The organism is Streptomyces chengmaiensis (assembly GCF_029846775.1).
GTDB classification, from domain to species: Bacteria; Actinomycetota; Actinomycetes; order Streptomycetales; family Streptomycetaceae; genus Streptomyces; species Streptomyces chengmaiensis.
The window spans coordinates 66,749-88,424 of record NZ_JARWBG010000008.1 but is presented as its reverse complement, the minus strand read 5'-3'; the positions used below and the strand labels follow the sequence as shown (position 1 = coordinate 88,424).

The 21,676-nt window shown below is 68.4% G+C and carries 19 protein-coding genes, 1 tRNA gene and 2 pseudogenes; 13 read left to right on the top strand and 9 right to left on the bottom strand.

The features are described 5' to 3' along the window. Window positions 1-181: 181 nt before the first annotated feature. The 8 genes and pseudogenes from QCN29_RS09790 to QCN29_RS37060 form a co-directional block, all read left to right on the top strand. Window positions 182-463 carry a hypothetical protein gene (locus QCN29_RS09790; protein ID WP_279927374.1) on the top strand — a complete coding sequence of 94 codons (282 nt, stop codon included), beginning with the start codon at window positions 182-184 and terminating at the stop codon, window positions 461-463. 3 nt (window positions 464-466) lie between these two features. Continuing rightward, the gene (locus QCN29_RS09785) at window positions 467-658 is read left to right on the top strand and encodes a hypothetical protein (RefSeq protein ID WP_279927372.1); all 192 of its coding nucleotides are present in this window, start codon (window positions 467-469) and stop codon (window positions 656-658) included. Further along, complete coding sequence (locus QCN29_RS09780; RefSeq protein WP_279927370.1) at window positions 655-810, top strand: hypothetical protein; 156 nt, start codon at window positions 655-657, stop codon at window positions 808-810. Before QCN29_RS09785 ends, QCN29_RS09780 begins: the two co-directional genes overlap by 4 nt. Beyond that, window positions 807-1,031 carry a hypothetical protein gene (locus tag QCN29_RS09775; RefSeq protein WP_279927368.1) on the top strand — a complete coding sequence of 75 codons (225 nt, stop codon included), beginning with the start codon at window positions 807-809 and terminating at the stop codon, window positions 1,029-1,031. The genes QCN29_RS09780 and QCN29_RS09775 overlap by 4 nt, the downstream gene beginning before the upstream one ends. Before the next feature lie 430 nt (window positions 1,032-1,461). Beyond that, entirely contained in the window at window positions 1,462-2,067 is a 606-nt protein-coding gene (locus QCN29_RS09770) for an MT-A70 family methyltransferase (protein ID WP_318036703.1), read from the top strand. 198 nt (window positions 2,068-2,265) lie between these two features. Further along, complete coding sequence (locus QCN29_RS09765) at window positions 2,266-4,458, top strand: type IV secretory system conjugative DNA transfer family protein (RefSeq protein WP_279927366.1); 2,193 nt, start codon at window positions 2,266-2,268, stop codon at window positions 4,456-4,458. Window positions 4,459-4,707: 249 nt separating this feature from the next. Beyond that, the gene (locus tag QCN29_RS09760; RefSeq protein WP_279927365.1) at window positions 4,708-5,568 is read left to right on the top strand and encodes a replication-relaxation family protein; all 861 of its coding nucleotides are present in this window, start codon (window positions 4,708-4,710) and stop codon (window positions 5,566-5,568) included. 139 nt (window positions 5,569-5,707) lie between these two features. Continuing rightward, window positions 5,708-6,520, top strand: a pseudogene (locus QCN29_RS37060) (recombinase family protein); the annotation flags it as partial. Between the two features lie 396 nt (window positions 6,521-6,916). Here QCN29_RS37060 and QCN29_RS09750 read toward each other — a convergent pair. From QCN29_RS09750 to galU, 8 genes and pseudogenes are all read right to left on the bottom strand, one after another. Further along, the gene (locus QCN29_RS09750; protein WP_279927362.1) at window positions 6,917-7,159 is read right to left on the bottom strand and encodes a hypothetical protein; all 243 of its coding nucleotides are present in this window, start codon (window positions 7,157-7,159) and stop codon (window positions 6,917-6,919) included. Window positions 7,160-7,517: 358 nt separating this feature from the next. After that, window positions 7,518-7,594: transfer RNA gene (locus QCN29_RS09745), tRNA-Ala, on the bottom strand. A gap of 98 nt (window positions 7,595-7,692) precedes the next feature. Beyond that, complete coding sequence (sepX, locus tag QCN29_RS09740; RefSeq protein WP_279927361.1) at window positions 7,693-8,739, bottom strand: divisome protein SepX/GlpR; 1,047 nt, start codon at window positions 8,737-8,739, stop codon at window positions 7,693-7,695. 136 nt (window positions 8,740-8,875) lie between these two features. Continuing rightward, window positions 8,876-9,508: a GNAT family N-acetyltransferase gene (locus QCN29_RS09735; protein WP_279927463.1), complete on the bottom strand. Its 633-nt coding sequence runs from the start codon at window positions 9,506-9,508 to the stop codon at window positions 8,876-8,878. Beyond that, a complete protein-coding gene (locus QCN29_RS09730) occupies window positions 9,505-10,176 on the bottom strand; it encodes a MogA/MoaB family molybdenum cofactor biosynthesis protein (protein ID WP_279927359.1) in 672 nt (223 codons plus the stop codon). The genes QCN29_RS09735 and QCN29_RS09730 overlap by 4 nt, the downstream gene beginning before the upstream one ends. Continuing rightward, window positions 10,173-10,652, bottom strand: coding sequence for a cyclic pyranopterin monophosphate synthase MoaC (gene moaC / locus QCN29_RS09725; protein WP_240138053.1), 480 nt, complete (start codon window positions 10,650-10,652; stop codon window positions 10,173-10,175). Before moaC ends, QCN29_RS09730 begins: the two co-directional genes overlap by 4 nt. 257 nt (window positions 10,653-10,909) lie before the next feature. Next, window positions 10,910-12,214 carry a molybdotransferase-like divisome protein Glp gene (gene glp / locus QCN29_RS09720; protein WP_279927358.1) on the bottom strand — a complete coding sequence of 435 codons (1,305 nt, stop codon included), beginning with the start codon at window positions 12,212-12,214 and terminating at the stop codon, window positions 10,910-10,912. Between the two features lie 92 nt (window positions 12,215-12,306). Then, a pseudogene (gene galU, locus QCN29_RS09715) lies at window positions 12,307-13,206 on the bottom strand (UTP--glucose-1-phosphate uridylyltransferase GalU); the annotation flags it as partial. Window positions 13,207-13,340: 134 nt separating this feature from the next. Between galU and QCN29_RS09710 the strand changes: the two are divergent. Beyond that, on the top strand, window positions 13,341-13,940 hold the full coding sequence (locus QCN29_RS09710; RefSeq protein WP_279927356.1) for a 5-formyltetrahydrofolate cyclo-ligase: 600 nt from the start codon (window positions 13,341-13,343) through the stop codon (window positions 13,938-13,940). A gap of 20 nt (window positions 13,941-13,960) precedes the next feature. On the opposite strand, the gene QCN29_RS09705 is transcribed toward QCN29_RS09710, so the two are convergent. Beyond that, on the bottom strand, window positions 13,961-16,813 hold the full coding sequence (locus tag QCN29_RS09705) for a penicillin acylase family protein (protein WP_279927354.1): 2,853 nt from the start codon (window positions 16,811-16,813) through the stop codon (window positions 13,961-13,963). 259 nt (window positions 16,814-17,072) lie between these two features. Between QCN29_RS09705 and QCN29_RS09700 the strand changes: the two genes are divergently transcribed. The 4 genes from QCN29_RS09700 to QCN29_RS09685 all read left to right on the top strand — a co-directional run bounded on the left by QCN29_RS09700 (window position 17,073) and on the right by QCN29_RS09685 (window position 21,500). Continuing rightward, the gene (locus QCN29_RS09700; RefSeq protein WP_279927461.1) at window positions 17,073-18,533 is read left to right on the top strand and encodes a potassium/proton antiporter; all 1,461 of its coding nucleotides are present in this window, start codon (window positions 17,073-17,075) and stop codon (window positions 18,531-18,533) included. Between the two features lie 267 nt (window positions 18,534-18,800). Further along, window positions 18,801-20,069: an MFS transporter gene (locus tag QCN29_RS09695; protein ID WP_279927352.1), complete on the top strand. Its 1,269-nt coding sequence runs from the start codon at window positions 18,801-18,803 to the stop codon at window positions 20,067-20,069. 68 nt (window positions 20,070-20,137) lie between these two features. After that, window positions 20,138-20,512, top strand: a complete 375-nt coding sequence (locus QCN29_RS09690) for an FmdB family zinc ribbon protein (protein WP_279927350.1) — start codon at window positions 20,138-20,140, stop codon at window positions 20,510-20,512. Window positions 20,513-20,618: 106 nt separating this feature from the next. Then, window positions 20,619-21,500: an S-methyl-5'-thioadenosine phosphorylase gene (locus tag QCN29_RS09685; protein WP_279927348.1), complete on the top strand. Its 882-nt coding sequence runs from the start codon at window positions 20,619-20,621 to the stop codon at window positions 21,498-21,500. The last annotated feature ends 176 nt before the right edge of the window (window positions 21,501-21,676 follow it).

Below are 21,676 nucleotides of genomic sequence, written 5' to 3'. Positions count from 1 at the left end.
CTGGTATCAGAATCCCCTCATGATGTTGCTCTGACCTGCACTTTTCCCTAGTACCAATGGGAAGAGTCTTTGCCCTGTCGGACTCTCTCTGTCAGCTTTAAGCCATCGCCACAGAGCGACAGCCAAAAGGGCTCAACTGGGCTCTCAGATTCAGAACTCAACAGCGGAAGGACACTCGCCAATGAGTGAACTCATGCGCAGGCCGGCGGGCATGCCGGTCTCCCGACAAGTACACCGAGAGCTCCGGCAGGTTGCCGGAGAGCTCCACGTCGAGCAGGCCCGTACGCGGGCCGTTTCCTCCCTGGCCGAGAACGCCATGGGAGAAGTCGCCTACCTCAAGCGCCAGCAGGCGGAGTTGGAGCGAATGTGCCCCGACGCCGCAGAGGCCCTGGCCCTCATCGCCAACACGGCGGCCGGGGCCATCGCGAAGCAGGTTCACCGCTTCGGCAACGACCTGGCCTGACAAATGTCCATCTTCATCGGGCTGTGCCTGGTGCTGCTGGGTGTCGGTCTGGATCGCGTCTGGCTCTACATCCGAGAGCTCGACCGCCAGACCTACATCCAGCTCATCGAGGCGGAAGCCAAGCAAGAGATCAACGCCCAAGTACGCGACGCCGAAAGGCGGATGCGCCGAGAGGTGTTCCGGAGGAGCACGTGAGCGGTTTGGAAGTCGTGGCGGTCATCGCGGTCGCCTACGTCATTGGCCGCATCCGGCAATGGCAGAAGAACCGCGACGCCATCAAGACGGCGGAGGGCTTGGAGCGCATCGCCGACATCATGCGAAAGAAGGAGAAAGGAAGCAAGGAGTGAACCGTACTCCCACCACAGCGGTCGCCGTACCGCTGGAGCTGCTCAAGTCGAGGACCATCAGGGTTCTGACGGAATCGTTCCAGGAGGCTTTCACGGCCGCCTACGACGAGGAGCGGGCTCGCAAGGACACTGCCAAGCGCCGGCTGTTGACCGAGCTGCTGGGGGCTGACGAGTTCGCCAACCCGCAGCCCCACGAGGACTACCGTCCCGGCACGGCATGAACAACAACTGGGAAGGCATGGCGGCGACCGCTCTGCGGACGGTCGCCCTCCTGCTGGCAATCGCCATCGGGGCGAGGCTGGTCTACGAGCTCCTCGTACCTCTAATCCCGATCTTGGTCCCGCTGGTCATCCTCAGTTCAATCGGTGGAGCCGTGCTCCACTTCCGCGGCCGGCGTTGGTAGGACCGTGGCTCGCTGACATGGCGGGTCACGGTCCCTCGTAGACCATTCCACAACAAGCAAGTTCGTTGCATCTCTGCGTACCAGAAACGCGGAGCCAACAGAGAGGCACGGGCGTTTCTTCGCCTGTGCCTTCGTGCGATCTTTCGCCCGAACCAACGACTTTTCAATTAAGGCTATTTCTGTATAGCTAGAAGTGTACCCGTGCAAAAAGTACATCACGGGACGAAGAGAAAGGAGGAAGTTAGTACGTGACAAACCATCAAGTGAAGGAGGAGGGTCGGTCGCCAGACGTACCGCGCCGGTTCCGGACACTCCTCATCGATCCACCGTGGGCTGCAGGGCAGACCGGCGCAAAGGGCGCTGAGCGCCACTATCCGGTCATGTCGCTCAACCGGATTCGAGAGCTCCCCGTGGCCGAGTTGGCCGAGGACGACGCGCACCTGTGGCTGTGGACGACCAACGCCACACTCCGCGACGGCTTCGACGTCGCGGAGGCGTGGGGCTTCACGGTCCGCTCGCCCCTGACCTGGGTCAAGTTCCGGCTGGGGCTCGGCAACTACCTGCGCAACAGCACGGAGACGCTGTTGTTCGCCACCAGGGGGAACGCGCCAGTCGCGTTCCGGAGCCAGCCAACGTGGATCAACGCGCCGGTACAGGAGCACTCGCGCAAGCCCGACGAGCAGTACGCCGTGATTGAGCGGATTTCAGAAGGAGCGTTCATCGAGCTGTTCGCGCGGCGTCGTCCGCCGAGCAATCGGGACTGGTTCGTCTGGGGCAACGAGATCGCCTCGGACATCGTCGTTCCCGGCTACCCAGTGCCGAGTGACCGGCACCACAACCACCAAGCGAAGTAACAGAAGGGAGATATATGGCAAAACGAAGCAAACGAAGTCCCAGGCCCGAGCGCCGGTTCGTGGTGCGGGGCATCCAGCGCACAGAGATCGACCTACGGAAGCTTGGCCGGGCACTCATCGCCTTGGCTCAGGCCGAGGTCGAGAAGCAAGCCGCCGAAGCCCACCAGGGCATTGAGCACACCGAGGGGAAGGCTCAGCATGGCCAACCCCAGTAATGAGCTGCTGTTCTCGGAGCTGCACCTGCCCCGACCGCTCAGCGAGGCATCTGTGCTGGTGTTGCTGGGCCGTCTGGCCGCCGAGCGCACCGCCTCGCGGCTGGTGTTGGAAGCCCGAGCCGAACGCGGCTCTGTCCGCTACCTGCTGGGCTGTCGCTCGGCCGAGGTTAGTCAACTGCGGCGACTGTTCAAAGACTTCCTGCCGGGCTCTCAACTTGTGCAGTCCGACAACGGACGACCTCCGGCTCGACTTCGGGTCGACGTGGCCGGACGCTTGCGGCTCAAGCCCGCGGGGATGCCGCTACGAAGCGACGTCGCCGAGGCTACCTCGCGGGCGTTACTGTCCGCCTTGACGGCACCGCTCCAGGCCGACGAGGCCCTGGCGGTGCAGATCATCTTGGGTCCGCGGCGAGAGCCCCGGACCATGGCCAAGGATGTTCCGGACCCCGGAGCCTCCATGGTGCAGAAGCTGGTCATGGGCGAAGTTCTGGCCAGCACCGACACCAGGAGCAGACTCAGGGAACGCCAGTCACAAGCCGGGTTCGCGGCCACCATCCGGCTCGGTGTAGCCGGACCAGATACGCGCCGGCGCCGAAACCGAATCCTGAGCCTGCTCAGCGCGCTGACCGTCGCCCAAGGCGCGGGCGTGAAGATCGACCTCGTCCGCGAGTCGGCGGACCGTCTCAACAACGTGCGGCTGCCTTGGCTGTGGCCGTTGGCCCTCGGCGTCTCCGAGCTGGTCGGCCTGCTCGGCTGGCCCGTCGGTGAGGGAGACCTCCCTGGCAACCCCATGCATCCGCGAGTGCTGCGCGCGGCGGCGCACGTCCACTGTGGACCGCGAGTCTTCGCCCGCAGCGCGGCACCGGGAGATGACCGCCTGCTGGGCATCTCAGCAGCGGACCAGACTTTCCACGGCATCGCTTACGGACCAAGCGGTTCCGGTAAGACAACAGCCTTGCTGCACCTCGTCTTGGCGGACATCGAGGCTGGTCGCCCGGTAGTCGTTCTCGATCCAAAGCAGCAGCTAATCGACGACGTTTTGGCGCGAATGCCAGAGCACCGGGTGAACGACGTAGTCGAGCTCAATGCTGCCAACCAATCGCCGGTTGGCTTCAATCCGTTGGACGTCACCGGCCGTGACCTCGACGTGGTAGTCGACGGCGTCTTGTCGGTCTTCGAGAGCGTCTTCGCGGATGGCTGGGGGCCGAGGACGGCCGATATTTTCTCGGCGTCGCTTCGTACCTTGGCTCGGGGTAGCAGCCCGAAGCATCCGGCGACATTGGTGGACTTGCCGCGCCTGCTGACTGACGCTGGTTTCCGACGTCAGTACGTCGGCCAGACGCAGAACGACGTCGGCTTGGCTCAGTTCTGGGCCTGGTACGACAGCCAGTCGCCAGCGGCTCAAGCCAACATTATTGCCGCGCCCATGAACAAGCTTCGTCAGTTCCTGCTGCGGCCAGCCATGGTCCGGATGTTGGATCAGCGAGAGGGACACTTCCGGCTGCGCAATATCTTCCAAGACAACAAGGTCTTGCTAGTCCCGCTCAACGAGGGAATCGTGGGACCCGGGACGGCTTCACTTTTGGGGAGTCTGGTGATTGCCGAGATTTGGCAGGCTACACAGGAACGAGCCAATGAGCCTTACGCCAGTGAGCGACCGGGCACTGTATACGTCGACGAGGCACCGCGCTTTCTGCACTTGCCAATGTCACTAGCTGACGCTTTGGCCGTGAGCCGATCGCTATCTGTTGGCTGGTTCTTGGCCGCGCAGTTTCGTGACCAATTTCCGCCCGCCTTGCGTTCCGCAGTCGACGTCAATGCCCGTAGCAAGATTGTGTTTGCCAGCGAGTACGAAGATGCCCGGAATATGGCGAAACTGGCACCAGGGCTGGAAGCCGAGGACTTCATGGCGCTGCCGAGGTATCACGCGTATGCGAACTTGGTAGCAGATGGAGCGCCTTCTGGTTGGGCACTGGTCAAAACTCTGCCACCACCACCGGCTACGGCGGATGTTGAGGCAATCCGCGCCCTAGCACGAGCCAATTACGCTAGCCCAGTAGAGCCGAAGCTTGCGCGTTCGGAAACGGCTAGCTCGGAGGAATCCTCCGCAGCAGTGCCACCGACACCAGGCGGGCCGAGCGCGATTGGACGAAGGCGGCGAAGAGGTACGCAGTGAGCGCCGACTGGAGCGGCGGTGCGTTGGCCCGACCGTGTCGTCGGTGCTGTCTTCGCTCCTTGGTTCGCGACGGAGGTAGCCGAGGAGTTTGCCCAGCTCAGGCGGCAGTTCAGGCGCGAGGTGGGAAGGGATTGACCCGCTTCACTTGGTCATCTTCACCATCCCGGCTGGCTGGCCCTCGCTACCTCGTCCACATGCATACAAACAAGCTCAAGATCTCATCGGAGATTTTGGAAGGGAGGAAAGAACATGGAAAAGAAGAAGGACATAACTTGCGTACGGTCAACGCTCTCAGAGCGTGACCTTGGCATCCTGGGATCGGTGCGGAAATTCCGATTGCTGACCACCGCTCTGATTCGGCGGCTGCACTTTCCGAGTGGTAGTCAGAGCGCGCCGCGGGGCGCTTCAGGGGAAGGATCGTCCAAGCGGCACGCTACCGAAGCGGCTGCCTCGGTAGCCACCATGCGCGTGCTCTCACGCTTGGAGTCACACGGATTGGTCGCCAGGTTGTTTCGGCGGATTGGTGGCGTACGAGCTGGATCAACCGGCGTCATCTGGCAATTGACCAGTGCTGGCGAGCGGCTCACTCGGCAAGGCGATGACGAAGGCAAGCGACGTCGTTATCTGGAACCCTCAGCAGCCTTCACGTTCCACACGCTAGCTACGGCTGAGCTCGCGATGGAGCTCCACGAACTGGCGGACACTGGCGCTATTGAGCTCGTCCGCTTGGAAAGTGAGCCTGATTGTTGGAGGACGTTCTTGGCTCCGCATGGAGCTAAGCAGTGGCTCAAGCCGGACTTGTTCGCCATTACCGCCGGCGGAGACTTTGAGGACCACTGGTTTCTTGAGACCGACCTCGGCACGGAACACACACCAGTCATTGTCCGCAAGGCCACGACTTACCAGCAATACGCGGCCACTGGTGCTCACCAGAGTGAGCACGAGGTCTTCCCGGTCGTGGCCTTCGTGGTGCCGGATGACCGACGCAAAGGCACGATTGAAGCAGCTCTAAAAACCGAGTCCGCTACTCGAGAGTCGTTCCTGGCTGGCATGTTCCAGGTGGTCACGAAGGAAGGATTTTCCGGGTTCATAGCCAAGGGTGGCGCCTAAACGGCCCCACCCCGGCCAGTAACCGTAAAGCCACTGTACGTAATTAGCAATAACGGAGGTAAAATGGAAGTGGTAAGGCAAATAAAGAAAATGTTGACCGTGAATCGGAATGGGTCATCGAAACAGAAGGAGGTAATACATGGCAGGAGTAAAGAATCCAGCCGACCGTGTCACCGGGAACGACTACGTCGCGTACCTGCGGGTGTCTACCAAGGATCAGGTGAACACCGACTACAACCCCGAAGGGATCTCCATCCCGGCGCAGCGGGAGAAGGTGGAAGAACGTGGCCGGGAGCTCGGCTCAACGAAAGCAGCGGAGTTCATCGATCCGGGGCGCAGCGCCAAGACGATTGACCAACGCCTTGAGTTTCAGCAGATGATCGCCTACATCCGGGAGCATCCGAATGTCCGCTACGTCATCGTCTACATGCTGAGTCGCTTCGCGCGGAACCGGCTGGACGACGCGATCATGGTGGCCACGCTGGAGAAGCTGGGCGTCAAGCTGCTCTCAGCCGTCGAGAAGAACATTGACGACACCCCAACAGGGCGCATGCTCCACGGCATGTTGGCGGTCATCAACGAGTACGCCTCCAGCCAGAGCGGCGCGGACATCGCCTACAAGATGGAGCAGAAGGCCAAGAACGGCGGCACGCTGGGGCGGGCGCCAGTCGGCTACCTCAACGTCATCGAGCGGGGCGACGGCCGCGAGATCCGGACAGTGATCGTTGACCCGCAGCGCGGCCCGCTCATCAAGCTGGCCTTCGAGCTGTACGCCACCGGTGACTACACCTTGGCCGATCTCTCCGACGAGCTGTACGACCGCGGGCTCAGGATGCGGACCAACGGCCGGTACACGCAGACGCAGATCTCGATCAGCAAGCTCTCGGACCTGCTGCGGGATCGGTACTACATCGGGTTCGTACGGTTCAAAGGCCAGGAGTACAAGGGGCGGCACGAGCACCTCATCGACGACGAGCTGTTCGAGCGGGTGCAAGGCATCCTTGAGTCGCGCAGCGTGGCCGACGAACGGCGCCGGGTGCACCACCACTACCTCAAGGGTTCGTTGTTCTGCGGGCGTTGCAAGCACCTCAGCGGCACCAAGAGCCGCATGATCCTCTCGCACGCCAAGAACCGCCACGGCAATGTCTACACCTACTTCTTCTGCACTGGACGCTACAGCCACACCTGCGAGCTGCCGTACGTCAACGTCGGCCGCTTGGAGGAAGCCGTCGAGGATCACTACGCCAGCGTTCGCTTCAGCCCGCAGTTCATCTCCGACGTACGGGCTCACCTGGCGGAGGCCATCGGTGAGGAGAAAGCGTCGGCCAAGCTGCTGCACCAGCAGCTCTCACGGGAGCTGCGCGAGCTGGACACGCGCGAGAACAACCTGCTCGACCTGGCGACCGACGGCACCCTGCCTCAGGCCAAGATCCGCAGCCGCCTGCACGACATCGAGAGGCAGCGTCAGCGGCTGAAGGAACGGCTCGGCGCTACCGATGACGACCTCGGCGAAGCGGCTCGTCTCATTGAGGTGAGCTTGCAGCTCCTCGAAGACCCGCAGGCGCTGTACCTGCGGTGTAACGACGAACAACGTCGGATGTTCAACCAAGCCATCTTCGAGGGGCTATACGTCGAGGAGGACCAGGACTCTGGACGACCGACCCTGGAGCACGAGCTGAAGCAGCCGTTCGCGCGGCTGCACGCCGTGCAGCAGGAGCGCAGGCGGCCGGCTGATGCGGCCAGCCTGAGCGCTGAGGGTGCCGAGAGCACCCAGCCCGGCCAACAGCAGACTCAAAGTGACGAGGCGGCCACTGCACCAGATACCTCGGAGATAGTGCCCCAGAACGGCGAAAGCGCCCTCCCCCAGATGGGGAAGGGCGCCGCCATGGGCACCTTGGACGTGCTACTGGGTGGCATACGGTTGGCCGTATGTTCCAATAGCTCGTCCATGGTGGACCTGAGGGGATTTGAACCCCTGACCCCCTCGATGCGAACGAGGTGCGCTACCAGTCTGCGCCACAGGCCCTTGCGACGTGTGAAACCTTAGCACCCCATCCGGGGTGCTTGGAAATCCGTTCCCCGCTGGTCATCGGGCGGGCAGTCCGCGAAGCGGAGCGCCCCGGGTCACTCGTTGGCCGCGCGGGGACGGTCGTCGTCGGCGTACTGGTCGAAGAGGGGGGTGCGGCTGCGGTCGGGGCGGGGGCGGCGTGCGGGTTCCGGGGTGGGGTCCGCGGAGGAGGAGCGGGCCGCGCTCCAGGTTTCCGGGTCGCCCACCTCGACGCCGCCCGTGGCGCGTGGGGCCACCGGGGCGGTGACATAGGTGGGGAGGGGGACCGGGACCGGTTCCCAGCTGTCGCCGCGGGCGGGGCCGCGGTCGCGCTGCTGGTCGAGCCATTCGGCGTGGTCGGTCTGCTCGACGAGCGCGCGGCGCCCGGCCTCCTGCGGGGAGAGCGTCGGGGCCGGCTCGGGCGCGGGGTGCGGCTCGGTGTCCTCTTCCGGCGGGGCGGCGGCCTGCGCGGCCTCCTGCTGGCGGCGGGGGCGGCGGCTCTCACGCAGGCGCTGCGCCGCCGCCTCGGCGCGGCGGCGGTCCATGGTGAACACGAAGCGGCGGCGCTCCTGGGCGCGCAGGTGCACGATGTACGTGCTGAGCAGCACGGCCGGGACGCCCGGCGCCCAGAGGAAGCCGACCCCGCCGACCGCCGCGACGATCGCGCCGAGTGTGAAGGCGAGGAAGAGGATCACGGTGGTGCGGCGGCGTCGGGCCAGGGCCTTGCTGCGGCGGGCACGCTCGGCGGCGGCCCGGTTCAGCCGGGGTCGGGCGCGGGGGCCGGGAGGGCGTCCCGGCCGCCGCTCCGGGAGGCCGGCACGGGCTTCGGCGCGGCCTTCGGGCGCGGCAAAGGCCCGGACGTCCACGGAACCCCGGGGTTCCGTGAGGGCGTCCGGGTCCGCGTCGGGTGCCTCGTGCCCTTCGGGCTCCGCCGTGCGCCCCCGCAGCTCCTTGGCGTACCGGCGCTCCATCGCCGCGCGTCCGGACAGCAGCCGGATGGCGGTGGAGAAGCGTTCCGTCGGACGTGCCTCGTTGAGTTCGTCCTGCCTGCGGAGCCACATCGGCACCAAGTAGGCGGCCCAGGCCCCGACGATGACTGCGTAAATGAGGCCGCTGCTGCTCACGCCTCACACCGTAGAGGGGTCGGCGCAAGCGCATCGGCCAATTGGCGCGGTGTGTCGCACGATCTGGCTGATATCACGGAACTTTTTTGTGATTGTTCGGATCAGACGATGGCTGAGGCCGATCAATTTCGAACATTTATTTTATTTCTGGTCTGGCGCCAGGCCGGGCCTGGTGCCAGCGGTGCAGCAGCCCCTGCGGGATCTCCTCGGCCGTCAGCGCGAAGACCAGATGGTCCCGCCATGCACCGTCGATGTGCAGATAGCGCGGACGCATCCCCTCCTCCCGGAATCCGAGTTTCTCCACGACCCGTCGGCTGGGGAGGTTCTCCGGGCGAATGCAGACCTCGATGCGGTGCAGCCCGACCGTCTGGAAGCAGTGGTCGACGGCGAGCGCCACCGCCGTCGGCATGACGCCGCGGCCCGCGACGGCGCGGTCCACCCAGTAGCCGACATGGCCCGAGCACATCGAGCCCCAGGTGATCCCCGCGACGGTGAGCTGGCCGACGAGCTCTCCCCGGTACTCGATCACGAAGGGGAGCATGCGCCCGGCGTTGGCCTCCGCCCGCAGATGGCGGACCATCTGCCGGTAGGTGGGCCGCTGGGCTGCCGGACCGCCGGGGGCGGGCGGCGGCACGGTCGCCTCCCAGGGGCGCAGCCAGTCGCGGTTGCGCCGGTTGACCTCCCGCCAGCTCCGCTGGTCGCGCAGCTTTATGGGGCGGAGGACGACCTCGCCGTCCGCCAGCACCGCCGGCCAGGAGGGCGCGTTCAGCTTGTACTCCCCTCAGAACCCGTACCCGTACCCGTACTCGTGCTCGCTTCGACGCTCGTACCCGCGTCGACGCTCGTACCCGCCTCGGCACTCGTGCCCGCCTCGGGGCGGGGGTGGTCTCCGCCGTGGATCTGGTCGACCGCATGGCGCAGCAGCGTGCGCAGCACCGCCAGGCCGTCGCGCACCCCGCCCGTCGAGCCGGGCAGGTTGACGATCAGGGTGCGGCCCGCGACCCCGGCGAGCCCGCGCGAGAGCGCCGCCGTCGGCACCTTCCGACTGCCGTGGGCGCGGATCGCCTCGGGGATGCCCGGGATCTCGTAGTCCACCACGGCGCGGGTGACGTCCGGGGTGCGGTCGGTGGGCGAGACGCCGGTGCCGCCGGTGGTGAGGATGACGTCGTACCCCCGGCCGACGCCCTCGCGCAGGGCCTGTTCCACGGGTGCGCCGTCGGGGACCACCCGCGGGCCGTCGACCGTGAAACCCATCGCGGCGAGGCCCTCGGCGAGGACCGGACCGCCCTTGTCCTCGTAGACGCCCGCGGAGGCCCGGTTGGACGCGGTGACGACGAGCGCCCGGTACGGGTGGTCCGCGCGGTCGGCGGGTGCGGAGGCCGGGGCGGGGCCATGGCTGTGGACCCGTACTTCGCCCGCGCGCGCCGCCCGGCTCATGACCGGCTCCAGTCGCCCGACTTGCCGCCCGTCTTCTCCTCCACGCGGACGTCCGTGATCACCGCGCCCTTGTCGACCGCCTTGACCATGTCGACGACGGTGAGGGCGGCCACGGAGACGGCGGTGAGCGCCTCCATCTCGACGCCCGTCCGGTCCGTGGTCCGGACGACAGCCGTGATCTCCACCGCGTCGTCCGCGACGGTCAGATCAACCGTGACGCCCGAGACCGCCAGCGGGTGGCAGAGCGGGATCAGATCGGGGGTGCGCTTGACGCCCATGATTCCGGCGATGCGCGCGGTGGCGAGCGCATCGCCCTTGGGCATGCCCTCGCCCCGCAGCAGTTCCACCACGCGGGGCGCGACCAGCACTCGGCCGCTGGCGCGGGCGGTGCGGGCCGTGACGTCCTTGCCGGAGACGTCCACCATGCGGGCCGCCCCCGCGTCGTCGATGTGCGTCAGCCTGCCTTGCGTACTCATCTGCTGTGGCGCTCCCGGTCGGGCCTTGTCAGGCGTGGCCTGGCGGCCGCGCCCGGCGTGCTGCCGGTGCGGCCCCGCGGCCTGCGGGTGTGCGGGGCCGCGGGCCTGTGTGGTCAGACACCGTACCGCCACCGTATGCCCGTCACCCGGTCAGTACCGCCGCTGCCGCGCGTACGCACGGCCCGTCCCGTCCGCAGGAGCCCTCCGGCCGGTCGGCGCCGCCGCCGCGAGCCCGCGGCCGCCCGCCGGTCCGGCCCTCACCCCAGCAGGACCACGTCCACCTCGGCCCCCGGCTCTGCGGACGCCTGGGACTCGGGGATCACGATCAGACAGTCGGCGTGCGCGAGGGCCGCGATCAGATGGGAGCCCGAGCCGCCCACCGGGGCGACCGTGCCCGTCTGCGGGTCGTACGTCCCCCGCAGGAACTGGCGCTTCCCCTCCGGTGACGTCAGCGCCTTGTCGGTCTTGAGGGCGGCCCGCGCCCGGGGCCGGTGCAGATCCTTCAGGCCCATCAGGGCGCGGATCGCGGGCCGTACGAACAGCTCGAACGACACATACGACGAGACCGGGTTTCCGGGGAGGGCGAGCAGCGGGGTGTGCTCCGGGCCGATCGAGCCAAAGCCCTGCGGCTTGCCCGGCTGCATGGCCAGCTTGCGGAACTCCACGCCGCCGCCCGGCTCGTCCTCGTCGCCGACCGAGGAGAGTGCCTCCTTGACCACGTCGTACGCCCCGACGCTCACCCCGCCCGTGGTGACCAGCAGGTCGGCGCGGATCAGCTGGTCCTCGATGGCGGCGCGCAGCTCGTCAGCGTCGTCGGTGACCGCGCCGACGCGGTAGGCGAGGGCCCCCGCGTCGCGCGCGGCGGCGGTGAGGGCGTAGCTGTTGGAGTCGTAGATCTGGCCCTCGCCCAGCGCCTCGCCCGGCTGGACCAGCTCGCTGCCGGTGGACAGCACCACGACGCGCGGCCGCGGCCGAACCCGCACGGTCGCCCGGCCGATGGCCGCGAGCAGCCCGATCTGGGGTGGTCCGAGGACGGTGCCCGTCGCCAGCGCCACCTCGCCCGCCTGGACGTCGCTGCCGCGCGAGCGCACATGCGCGCGCGCCTCGACAGAGCGGTGCACCCTGACCTCGCCGCCGGCCGCCTCGGGGGCCTGCCCCGCCGGGAGCATCGTCGAGGCCGCGCCGCCGCCCGAGCCGCCGTCGGTCCACTCGACCGGGACGACCGCCTCCGCGCCGGGCGGCAGCGGGGCCCCGGTCATGATCCGGGCGGCCTGTCCCTGGCCGACCGTCGGCAGGCCCCCGCTGCCTGCGGCCACGTCGCCGATGACGGCGAGGACGGCGGGATACTCCTCGCTCGCTCCGGCGACGTCGGCGGTGCGGACGGCGTAGCCGTCCATGGAGCTGTTGTCGAAGGGGGGCAGGGCGACCGGCACGGTGACGTCCTCGACGAGGACGCAGCCCTGGGCGTCGGGGAGCTGGAGCTCGATCGGATCCAGCGGGCGGATCGCGCCGAGGATGTCCTCCAGATGGTCGTCCACCGACCAGATCGCACCGCTGCTCACGCTTGCTGCATCTCCCCGGTCATGTCCTCGGTCATTTCCCCGGTCATGTCCTCGGTCATGTCCTCGGTCATGTCCTCGGTCATCTCCTGGGCCATCTCCTCGGTCACGAAGCCGCGCAGCCAGGTCCGGAACTCCGGGCCCAGGTCTTCACGTTCGCACGCGAGTCTGACAATGGCCCGCAGATAGTCGCCGCGGTCGCCGGTGTCGTACCGGCGGCCCTTGAAGACGACGCCGTGGACCGGGCCGCCCAGGGACTCGTCCTCCGCGAGCTTCTGCAGGGCGTCGGTGAGCTGGATCTCGTTGCCCCGGCCGGGCTCGGTCTTGCGCAGTATCTCGAAGACGGCCGGGTCCAGGACATAGCGGCCGATGATCGCGAGATTGCTCGGGGCCTCCGACGGGTCCGGCTTCTCGACGAGGTCGGTGACCCTGACGACGTCCGCCTCGCCGGTCGTCGTCACGGCCGCGCAGCCGTACATGTGGATCTGCACGGGGTCGACCTCCATCAGCGCGATGACGCTGCCGCCCTCCTGCTCCTGGACCTCCACCATGCGGGCGAGGAGCGGGTCCCGGGGGTCGATCAGGTCGTCGCCGAGGAGGACGGCGAAGGGCTGGTCGCCGACGTGCGGGGCGGCGCACAGCACGGCGTGTCCGAGGCCGCGCGGATCGCCCTGGCGCACATAGTGCATGGTGGCCAGGTCGCTGGACTCCTGTACCTTCGCCAGCCGGTTGGCGTCGCCCTTGCGGGTGAGCGCTTCCTCCAGCTCGTAGTTGCGGTCGAAGTGGTCCTCGAGGGGGCGCTTGTTGCGACCGGTGATCATCAGTACGTCGGAGAGGCCCGCCGCCACCGCCTCCTCGACCACGTACTGGATGGCGGGTTTGTCGACCACAGGCAGCATCTCTTTGGGGGTGGCTTTGGTAGCGGGCAGGAACCGGGTGCCGAGACCCGCGGCAGGGATGACAGCCTTGCTGATCCTGGGGTGCGACTGAGTCATGCGGGCACTTTATCCGGTGGCTATGGGCTGAAGATGAGCCTCCGGTTAACTTCAGCCTCATAAAGCTTCATAAAGCTGGACACGAGAGGTTTGAGAGACGAGTGATAGGCGAAGACATGGCGGGTACATACGGAATGCCCGATGCATCCGCCAAGGCGGTCCTGCGGCGTGAACTCCTCGACGCGCGGGGGCGGCTGTCCTCCGATGAGGCACGGGCCGCCTCCGCGGACCTCGCCCGCCATGCGCTCGCCCTGCCGGAACTGGCCGACGCGGGCACCGTCGCAGCATACGTCTCGGTGGGCCGCGAGCCCGGCACCCGGCTGCTGCTCGACGCGCTGCGCGACCGCGGCGTACGGGTCCTCCTGCCGGTGCTGCGGGAGGACAACGACCTCGACTGGGCGGTGTACGAGGGGCGGGAGCGGCTGGTGCGCGCCCGCCTCGGGCTGCTTGAGCCGCACGGCGAACGGCTCGGCGTCCAGACCGTGCTGGAGGCCGGCGCCGTACTGCTGCCGGGTCTCGCCGTGGATGTGCGCGGCATGCGGCTGGGGCGGGGCGGCGGCTCGTACGACCGGGTGCTGGCCCGGCTCGCCGCGGCGGACGCGGACCCCGCCCTGGTGGTGCTGCTGTACGCGAACGAGGTGGTCGGACGGGTCCCGGAGGAGCCGCACGACCACCCCGTGCACGCGGTGGTGACGCCCGAGTCGGTCAGGCGCTTCCCGGACAGGGCTGCCTGAGCCGCCCCCGGGCCGTCGTCTCAGCCCTTCGGGGCGAGAGTGAGCGTGTCGACGGTCGCTTCGTCGACCGCCTGCTTCCCGAAGGCCCAGCCGAGCAGCTCGCCCTTGGCCCACTTGTCGGTCTGGTCGGTGTAGTGGGCGTGGTACGCGTGCCCCGACGCGCCGGCCAGATTGATCCAGCGGGACTTGTCCCAGTCGCCGACGGTGACGACCATCCGCATCGACGGCACCCAGACGACGTCGTATCCGACGGCCGCGTTCCAGCCGGTGGCGTTGACGGCCGCCTCGCCGCCGCCCAGGTTCCACGGGCCGCGGTTGAGGATGCGCTGCAGGAAGCCGGGCCCCTCGGCGCCAAGGGTCTGGTTGGTCAGGGTGAGCTGGTGCAGCCGCCCCCAGGTCCAGGTGGAGGCGTCCTTCCCGAGCTTGGCCGTCAGCTCCCAGCGGGCGTCCTTCATGGCCCGTGCCAGCAGCTCGTCGCGGGTGGCGGTCGCCTCGTCCGTACGGCCGCCCGGGGAGCGCCACCACCGGTTGTCCTCGTCCTTCAGCAGCCGGCGCACCACCTCGTACCAGCGGTCGCCGCCGTCGGGCTGCGCGGAGTCGCCGTCGCGCTCGCCGCACTCGCGCACCCACTCGCCCAGGTCGTCGTCGGGCGCGGTGTCGTCGGCCGGGCGGACGTTCAGGCACTCGCCCTCGACGCGGACCTCCTTGGGCAGCTTGTTGCCGAAGGACAGTTTGAGGACGTTGCGCCAGACGGCGTTGAAGTAGGCGGCTGCGCCCGAGTCGGGCTCCTGGGTGTAGTCCCAGCCCTCCAGCAGTTTCTGCGCCTCGCGCACATACGGGTCGGAGACGTCGATCTTCAGAAGATAGGGCGTCAGCAGCTTGGCGATCTCGCTGCTGTTGTCCGTCTGCATGGTGCGCATGTCCTCGGTGGACACCTTGCCGCCGTCCTGGATCTTCGACTCGATCAGATCGTTTATGCGCTGGCTGCGGGCGCCGTAGCCATAGTCCTCCGTGATCAGATACGGGTACTTCTCGGCGTCGACCACCGCCTGGTTGGCGGTCACGATGTAGCCGCGCTCCGGGTTGTACTCGTACGGCAGCTCGTCGAAGGGGATGTAGCCCTTCCAGCGGTAGGCGGGGTCCCAGCCGGGCGCGGGGTTCCGGCCGTCGCTCTTGGAGCGCTCTGGGATCTTGCCGGGGGCCTGGTAGCCGATGTTGCCCTTGGCGTCGGCGTAGATCAGGTTCTGGGAGGGGACCTCGAACTGCCTGGCGGCGGCCCGGAACTCCTTGAAGTCCTTGGCGCGGTTCAGGCCGAACACCGCGTCCATGGAGGCGCCGGGCTGGAGCGCGGTCCACTGGAGGGCGACGCCGTAGCCGGTGCCGCGGTCGGGGGCGGAGTTGGCGACGGGGGCGCGCTGGCCGACCGACTCCAGTTGCGTGCTGCGGTCGGAGACCAGGGGGCCGTGCTCGGTCGAGCGGATCCTGATCGTCTTGTCCGCGCCTCCCGCGACCTTGATGACCTCGTCGCGAACGGCGAGGTTCTTGCGCTCGGCGCCCACGAGGTAGCTCTCGCCGTCGAGCTTCTCCAGATAGAGGTCGGTGACGTCCGCGCCGAGGTTGGTGAAGCCCCAGGCGATGTCCTGGTTGTGGCCGATGATCACACCGGGCATGCCGGAGAAGGTGTAGCCGGCGACGTCGTAGGTGCAGGAGTCCGAGGCCTCACGGCAGTGCAGGCCCATCTGGTACCACAGGGACGGAAGCTGCGGGGCGAGGTGCGGGTCGTTGGCCAGCAGCGGCTTGCCGGTGGTCGTGTACTTGCCCGAGACGACCCAGGAGTTGGAGCCGATGCCGCTGCCGTTGGGGCCGAGGAGCTCCGGGATGGCGTCGAGGGTCTCGGAGAGCGCGGAGAGCTGGGAGGAGAAGTTCCCGGCTCCCGTGCCGCTGCCGGACCCCGAGCCGGACCCCGAGCCGCTGCCGGACCCCGAGCCGGACCCCGACCCCGGCACCGAGCCCGACCCCGAGCCGTCGCCGGAGCCGTCGCCCGAAGACAAGCCGTCGCCCGAAGACGAGCCGTCGCCGCCCGAGACGTCGGAGGGCTTGGCATCCGGGTCGTACTTCTCCGTGACGGGGTCGATCCCGCCCTCCTCGACGATCGGCTTGTTCCGGTCGTACGGATACGGGGGGTACAGCTCCTTGATCTGCTTCTCGTCCAGCCGACTGGTCAGCAGCGAGCGGTCTATCTCCTCCTGCATATTGCCGCGCAGGTCCCACGCCATCGCCTTGAGCCAGGCCACGGAGTCCACCGGGGTCCACGGCTCGGGCGTGTAGTCGTTGGTGAACGCGAGCGCCGCGTACTCGACCGAGATGTCCCCGCCGTCGCGCCCCTGGAGGTAGGCGTTGACGCCGTCCGCGTACGCCTGGAGGTTCTTCTTCGTCCCGGCCGAGAGCTTGGTGTCGTACTCCTGCTGGGCCACCCGCCGCCAGCCGAGCGTCCGCAGGAAGGCGTCGGTCTCGACCTGCCCCGAGCCGAACATCTCCGAGAGCCTGCCCGCAGTCATATGGCGGCGTACGTCCATCTCCCAGAAGCGGTCCTGCGCATGGACGAACCCCTGGGCGCGGAAGAGGTCTTCGTCGCTGTCCGCATAGATCTGCGGGATGCCGTAGTCGTCGCGCTTGACCTCGACCGGGCCGCTCAGGCCCGCGATCTCTATCGTCCCGGTGGTCTGCGGGAAGGAGGCGCGTACCGTGCTGACGCTCCAGTACGCGCCGTAGCCGATGCCCGCGATGAGCGCCAGCACCAGGACGACGACGAGCAGTCGGGCGCGTCGCCCCTTCTTCTTCTTGGGGGAAGAGGCGGTTTCGTTGGAGGGCATCGCTGTCCTTCGAGGGGCAGGGTGGTCCTGGAGTGCTGGAGCAACTGTAGGCGCAGCGCCTGGCCCGCCCCGACGGCGGTGTCCGTAAGCCCGGCTGATCCACCCCCAGTTCCCGTACACCCGTTCGGACGCATCAAGGAAACATTAATGATTAGGTAAGGTAACAAAACGAAATACGCCAAGGCATGTGCGTCGGACATGTGCACTGACAGGGAAGGACCGGCCGCTGACTGTCGACCAGCTCAACGAACTCCTGCTGATGTGCTCGCTCGTGCTGCTCATCGCGGTCGTCGCGGTGCGCCTCTCCTCCCGGAGCGGTCTGCCCAGCCTGCTGCTCTACCTCGGGATCGGCATCGCGATCGGCCAGGACGGCATCTTCAACGTCCGCTTCGACAACGCCGAACTGACCCAGGTGATCGGCTATGCGGCCCTTGTGGTGATTCTGGCCGAGGGCGGTCTGGGCACCAAGTGGAAGGAGATCAGACCCGCGCTGCCGATGGCGGCCGTGCTGGCGACCGTCGGCGTCGCGGTGAGCGTGGGAGTCACCGCGGCGGGCGCGCACTACCTCGTCGGGCTGGAGTGGCGGCAGTCCCTGATCATCGGGGCGGTCGTCTCCTCGACGGACGCCGCCGCCGTCTTCTCCGTACTGCGCAAGGTGCCGCTGCCCTCACGGGTGACGGGCGCGCTGGAGGCGGAGTCCGGCTTCAACGACGCCCCCGTGGTGATCCTCGTCGTGGCCTTCTCCACGACCGGCCCCGTCGACGCGTGGTATCTGCTCATCGGCGAGATCGCACTGGAGCTGGCCATCGGCGCCGGGGTCGGCGTCGCGGTCGGCTGGCTGGGGGCGTACGGGCTGCGCAGCGTGGCGCTGCCCGCGTCCGGCCTCTACCCCATCGCCGTCATGGCGATCGCGGTGGCGGCGTACGCGGCGGGGGCCATCGCCCACGGCAGTGGCTTCCTCGCCGTATATCTGGCCGCGGTGGTCCTCGGGAACTCACGGCTGCCCCACGCTCCGGCGACCCGCGGCTTCGCCGAGGGAGTGGGCTGGATCGCCCAGATCGGGATGTTCGTACTGCTCGGCCTGCTGGTCACCCCGCACGAGCTGGTCGACGACTTCTGGCCCGCGGTGGCGGTGGGGCTGGTGCTGACGACGGTGGCGCGACCGCTGTCCGTGTTCGGCAGTCTGCTGCCGTTCCGCCTCCCGTGGCAGGAGAAGACGCTGATGTCCTGGGCCGGGCTGCGCGGCGCGGTGCCGATCATCCTGGCGACGATCCCGATGGTGTCCGGCATCCGGGGCAGCGACCGGGTCTTCAACATCGTCTTCGTGCTGGTCGTGGTGTACACGCTGGTGCAGGGGCCGACCCTGCCCTGGCTGGCGAGGGCACTGCGGCTCGGGTCCCCGGACGCCGCCGCCGATCTGGGCATCGAGTCGGCCCCGCTGGAGCGGCTGCGCGGACATCTGCTGTCGGTGTCCATCCCGGACGGGTCGAAGATGCACGGAGTGGAGGTGGCGGAGCTGCGGCTGCCCGCCGGAGCGGCCGTCACCCTCGTCGTACGGGACGGCAAGAGCTTCGTGCCGCTGCCGACGACCGCGCTGCGGCAGGGCGACGAACTGCTGGTCGTGGCGACGGATCCGGTGCGGGACGCGGCCGAGCGTCGGCTGCGGGCCGTGGGGCAGGGCGGCAAACTGGCGTACTGGCTGGGGACGGGCCCCGGCTAGGGCGAACGGAAGATTACGTTCCGGTTAATCGCAGGCGGGGAATGATCCGTGTCGCCGGTTTCACAGGCGGAACGGCCGTAGTCCCTGTACCATGAAGGCACACTGATCGACCAACTCTGCCTGATGCAGAGCTGGCGCGACCGTATGGCGGCCGCGGAGCCCTCGCAGTGGGCCCCGGTATCTACCGCAGTTCCGCGCAAGAGGACAGCTCTCGGCTGCTCCCGTACACCCCGGGGAGCGCTACCAGGCGGCAGAAAGGCCAGGGCCGTGGCATCCACGGTCGCCACCGAGAAGCGCCCGGGATACGGGCAGCTGCTGCGCACCCCCGGAGCCTGGACCTTCCTGCTCCCCGGCTTCTTCGCCCGCCAGCCCTTCGCGATGCTCACCATCGGCATCGTGCTGCTGGTGCAGCACACCACCGGCTCGTACGGGACCGCCGGCGCCGTCGCCGCCGTCACCGGTGTCTCCATGGCGCTGTTCGCTCCGCAGAGCGGCAAGCTCGCGGACCGCTTCGGGCAGCGCGCGGTGCTGCTGCCGGGCGTGGCAGTGCACGCGGCGTCGGGCGGTGCGCTGACCGCGCTGGCCCTCGCCGACGCGCCCCTGTGGGCGCTGTTCGCCGCGGCCGTGCCCACCGGCGCCTCGGTCCCCCAGGTCGGCCCCATGGTGCGGGCCCGCTGGGCGGCCAGGCTGGAGGGCTCTCCGCTGATGTCGACGGCGGCGGCCTTCGAGTCCGTGACGGACGAGTTCACCTTTGTCGTCGGACCGGTGCTCGCGACCGCGCTGTGCACCGGCGTGCACCCTGCCGCCGGGCTGATCGCGGAGGCCGGGCTGACCGTCGTCGGCGGCCTCCTCTTCGCCGCCCAGCGCCGCACCCAGCCCGCCCCGCGCCCGGCCGCCACCGCGTCCGCGCCGCACGCCTCCGCGCTCTCCGTGCCGGGCGTGCGGGTGCTGGCCGTCGCCTTCCTCGGCATCGGCTCGGTCTTCGGCGGCATGCAGGTCTCGCTCACCGCCTTCTCGGAGGAGATCGGCAACCCCGGCGTCAACGGCGTGCTGTACGGGATCTTCGCCGCCGGCAACATGCTCGCCGGCGTCGCCTGCGGAGCCATCGCCTGGAAGAGCGGCCCACGGCGGCGGCTGATCCTGGGCTATGCCGCGCTGACGCTCGCCGCCTCCGGGCTGTGGGCGGCCCACTCGGCAGTCCTGCTCGCCGCGCTCGGCCTGCTGGTCGGACTGTGCATCGCTCCGGCCCTGATCACCGGCTACACGCTCGTCGAGACCCTGGTGCCCGCCTCCGCCCGGACCGAGGCGTTCACCTGGCTGACGGGGGCGGTCGCCCTGGGCCAGGCCTCGGCGGTGACGGTGGCCGGACAGCTCACCGACGCCCATGGCTCCGGCGCCGGATTCACCGTGCCGCTGATGGGCACGGCCCTCGCTCTGGCCACTCTCGTCACCCTGCGCTCGCGGCTGTCCCCGAAGGCGCGGGGGCGGATCGCGGCACGTGGCGTCGGTCACCGCGTGCCCGTGACGGTGGACTGAAGCAGCGGAATAGGTCACTATGGAACATCGTTAGCACTCACTGAGTCAGAGTGCCAGGAGGAAGACAAGTGCCGACCTACCAGTACCAGTGCACCGAGTGCGGCGAGGGCCTCGAGGCGGTGCAGAAGTTCACCGACGACGCCCTGACCGTGTGCCCCAGCTGCGACGGACGCCTGAAGAAGGTGTTCTCGGCGGTCGGCATCGTCTTCAAGGGCTCCGGCTTCTACCGCAACGACAGCCGCGGCTCGTCGTCCGGCAGCTCCCCCGCCGCGTCGTCCAAGACCTCGGCTTCGGGTTCGTCGGAGTCGTCGTCCGCGTCGGAGTCGTCGTCCGCGTCGAAGTCGTCGTCCGCGGCCTCCTCCTCCTCGTCCTCGTCATCGTCGGCGGCGAAGTCCTCCAACGCCAAGCCGGCCGCGGCATCGAGCTCCGGCACCGCCGCCTGACTCACAGCCTTCCGGGTTTCCAGGGCCCCGTCGTACACGCTGTACGGCGGGGCCCTCGCCGTGCGCACCAGGCGTACGGAAGGCGCGGTCGGCTACTGTGACCGCCGTGGCGACGACCAAGGCGACCAAGACGACCAACGCGACCGCAGCAGCGGCACAGACGGCTGAGATCGGTGTGATCGGCGGCTCCGGGTTCTACTCCTTCCTGGACGACGTCACCGAGATCCAGGTGGACACCCCGTACGGCAGTCCCAGCGACTCCGTCTTCCTCGGCGAGATCGCCGGCCGCCGGGTCGCCTTCCTGCCCCGGCACGGGCGGGGGCACCATCTGCCGCCCCACCGCATCAACTACCGGGCCAATCTGTGGGCCCTGCGGTCGGTGGGGGTGCGCCAGGTGCTGGGCCCCTGTGCCGTGGGCGGGCTGCGGCCGGAGTACGGGCCCGGCACGCTGCTCGTGCCCGACCAGCTGGTGGACCGCACCAAGGCCCGCGCGCAGACGTACTACGACGGGCTGCCGCTGCCGGACGGCGTCATCCCCAATGTGGTGCATGTGTCGCCCGCCGACCCGTACTGCCCCGAGGGGCGCAGGGTCGCCCTGACCGCGGCACGCGGGCAGGACTGGGAGGCCGTCGACGGCGGAACGCTCGTGGTCGTCGAAGGGCCCCGCTTCTCGACGCGGGCCGAGTCGCGCTGGCATGCGGCCATGGGCTGGTCGGTGGTGGGCATGACCGGCCACCCCGAAGCGGTGCTCGCCCGCGAGCTGGAGCTCTGCTACACGTCGATCACGCTGGTGACGGACCTGGACGCGGGCGCGGAGGCGGGCGAGGGCGTCTCCCACGAGGAGGTGCTGGAGGTGTTCGCCTCCAATGTGGACCGGCTGCGCAAGGTGCTGTTCGAGGCGGTGACCCTGCTGCCGGAGACCGACACCCGGCGGTGTCTGTGCACACATGCGCTGGGCGGGGTGGATCCGGGGATCGCGCTGCCCTGACACCCGGCAGGGGCTGTGGGCACGGACCACCCATGTGAGTGAGGGAGTTGTCCACAAGGCGTCGGCCGTCCACAGGCCTCTGCGGGCTTTCGGCGGATGGCGGATCGTGAGGGGCGTTCGGTTCGACGCGCTTCTCACGACGGGCGGTACGGCGATGTCCTTCTCTCCTGCTTCCT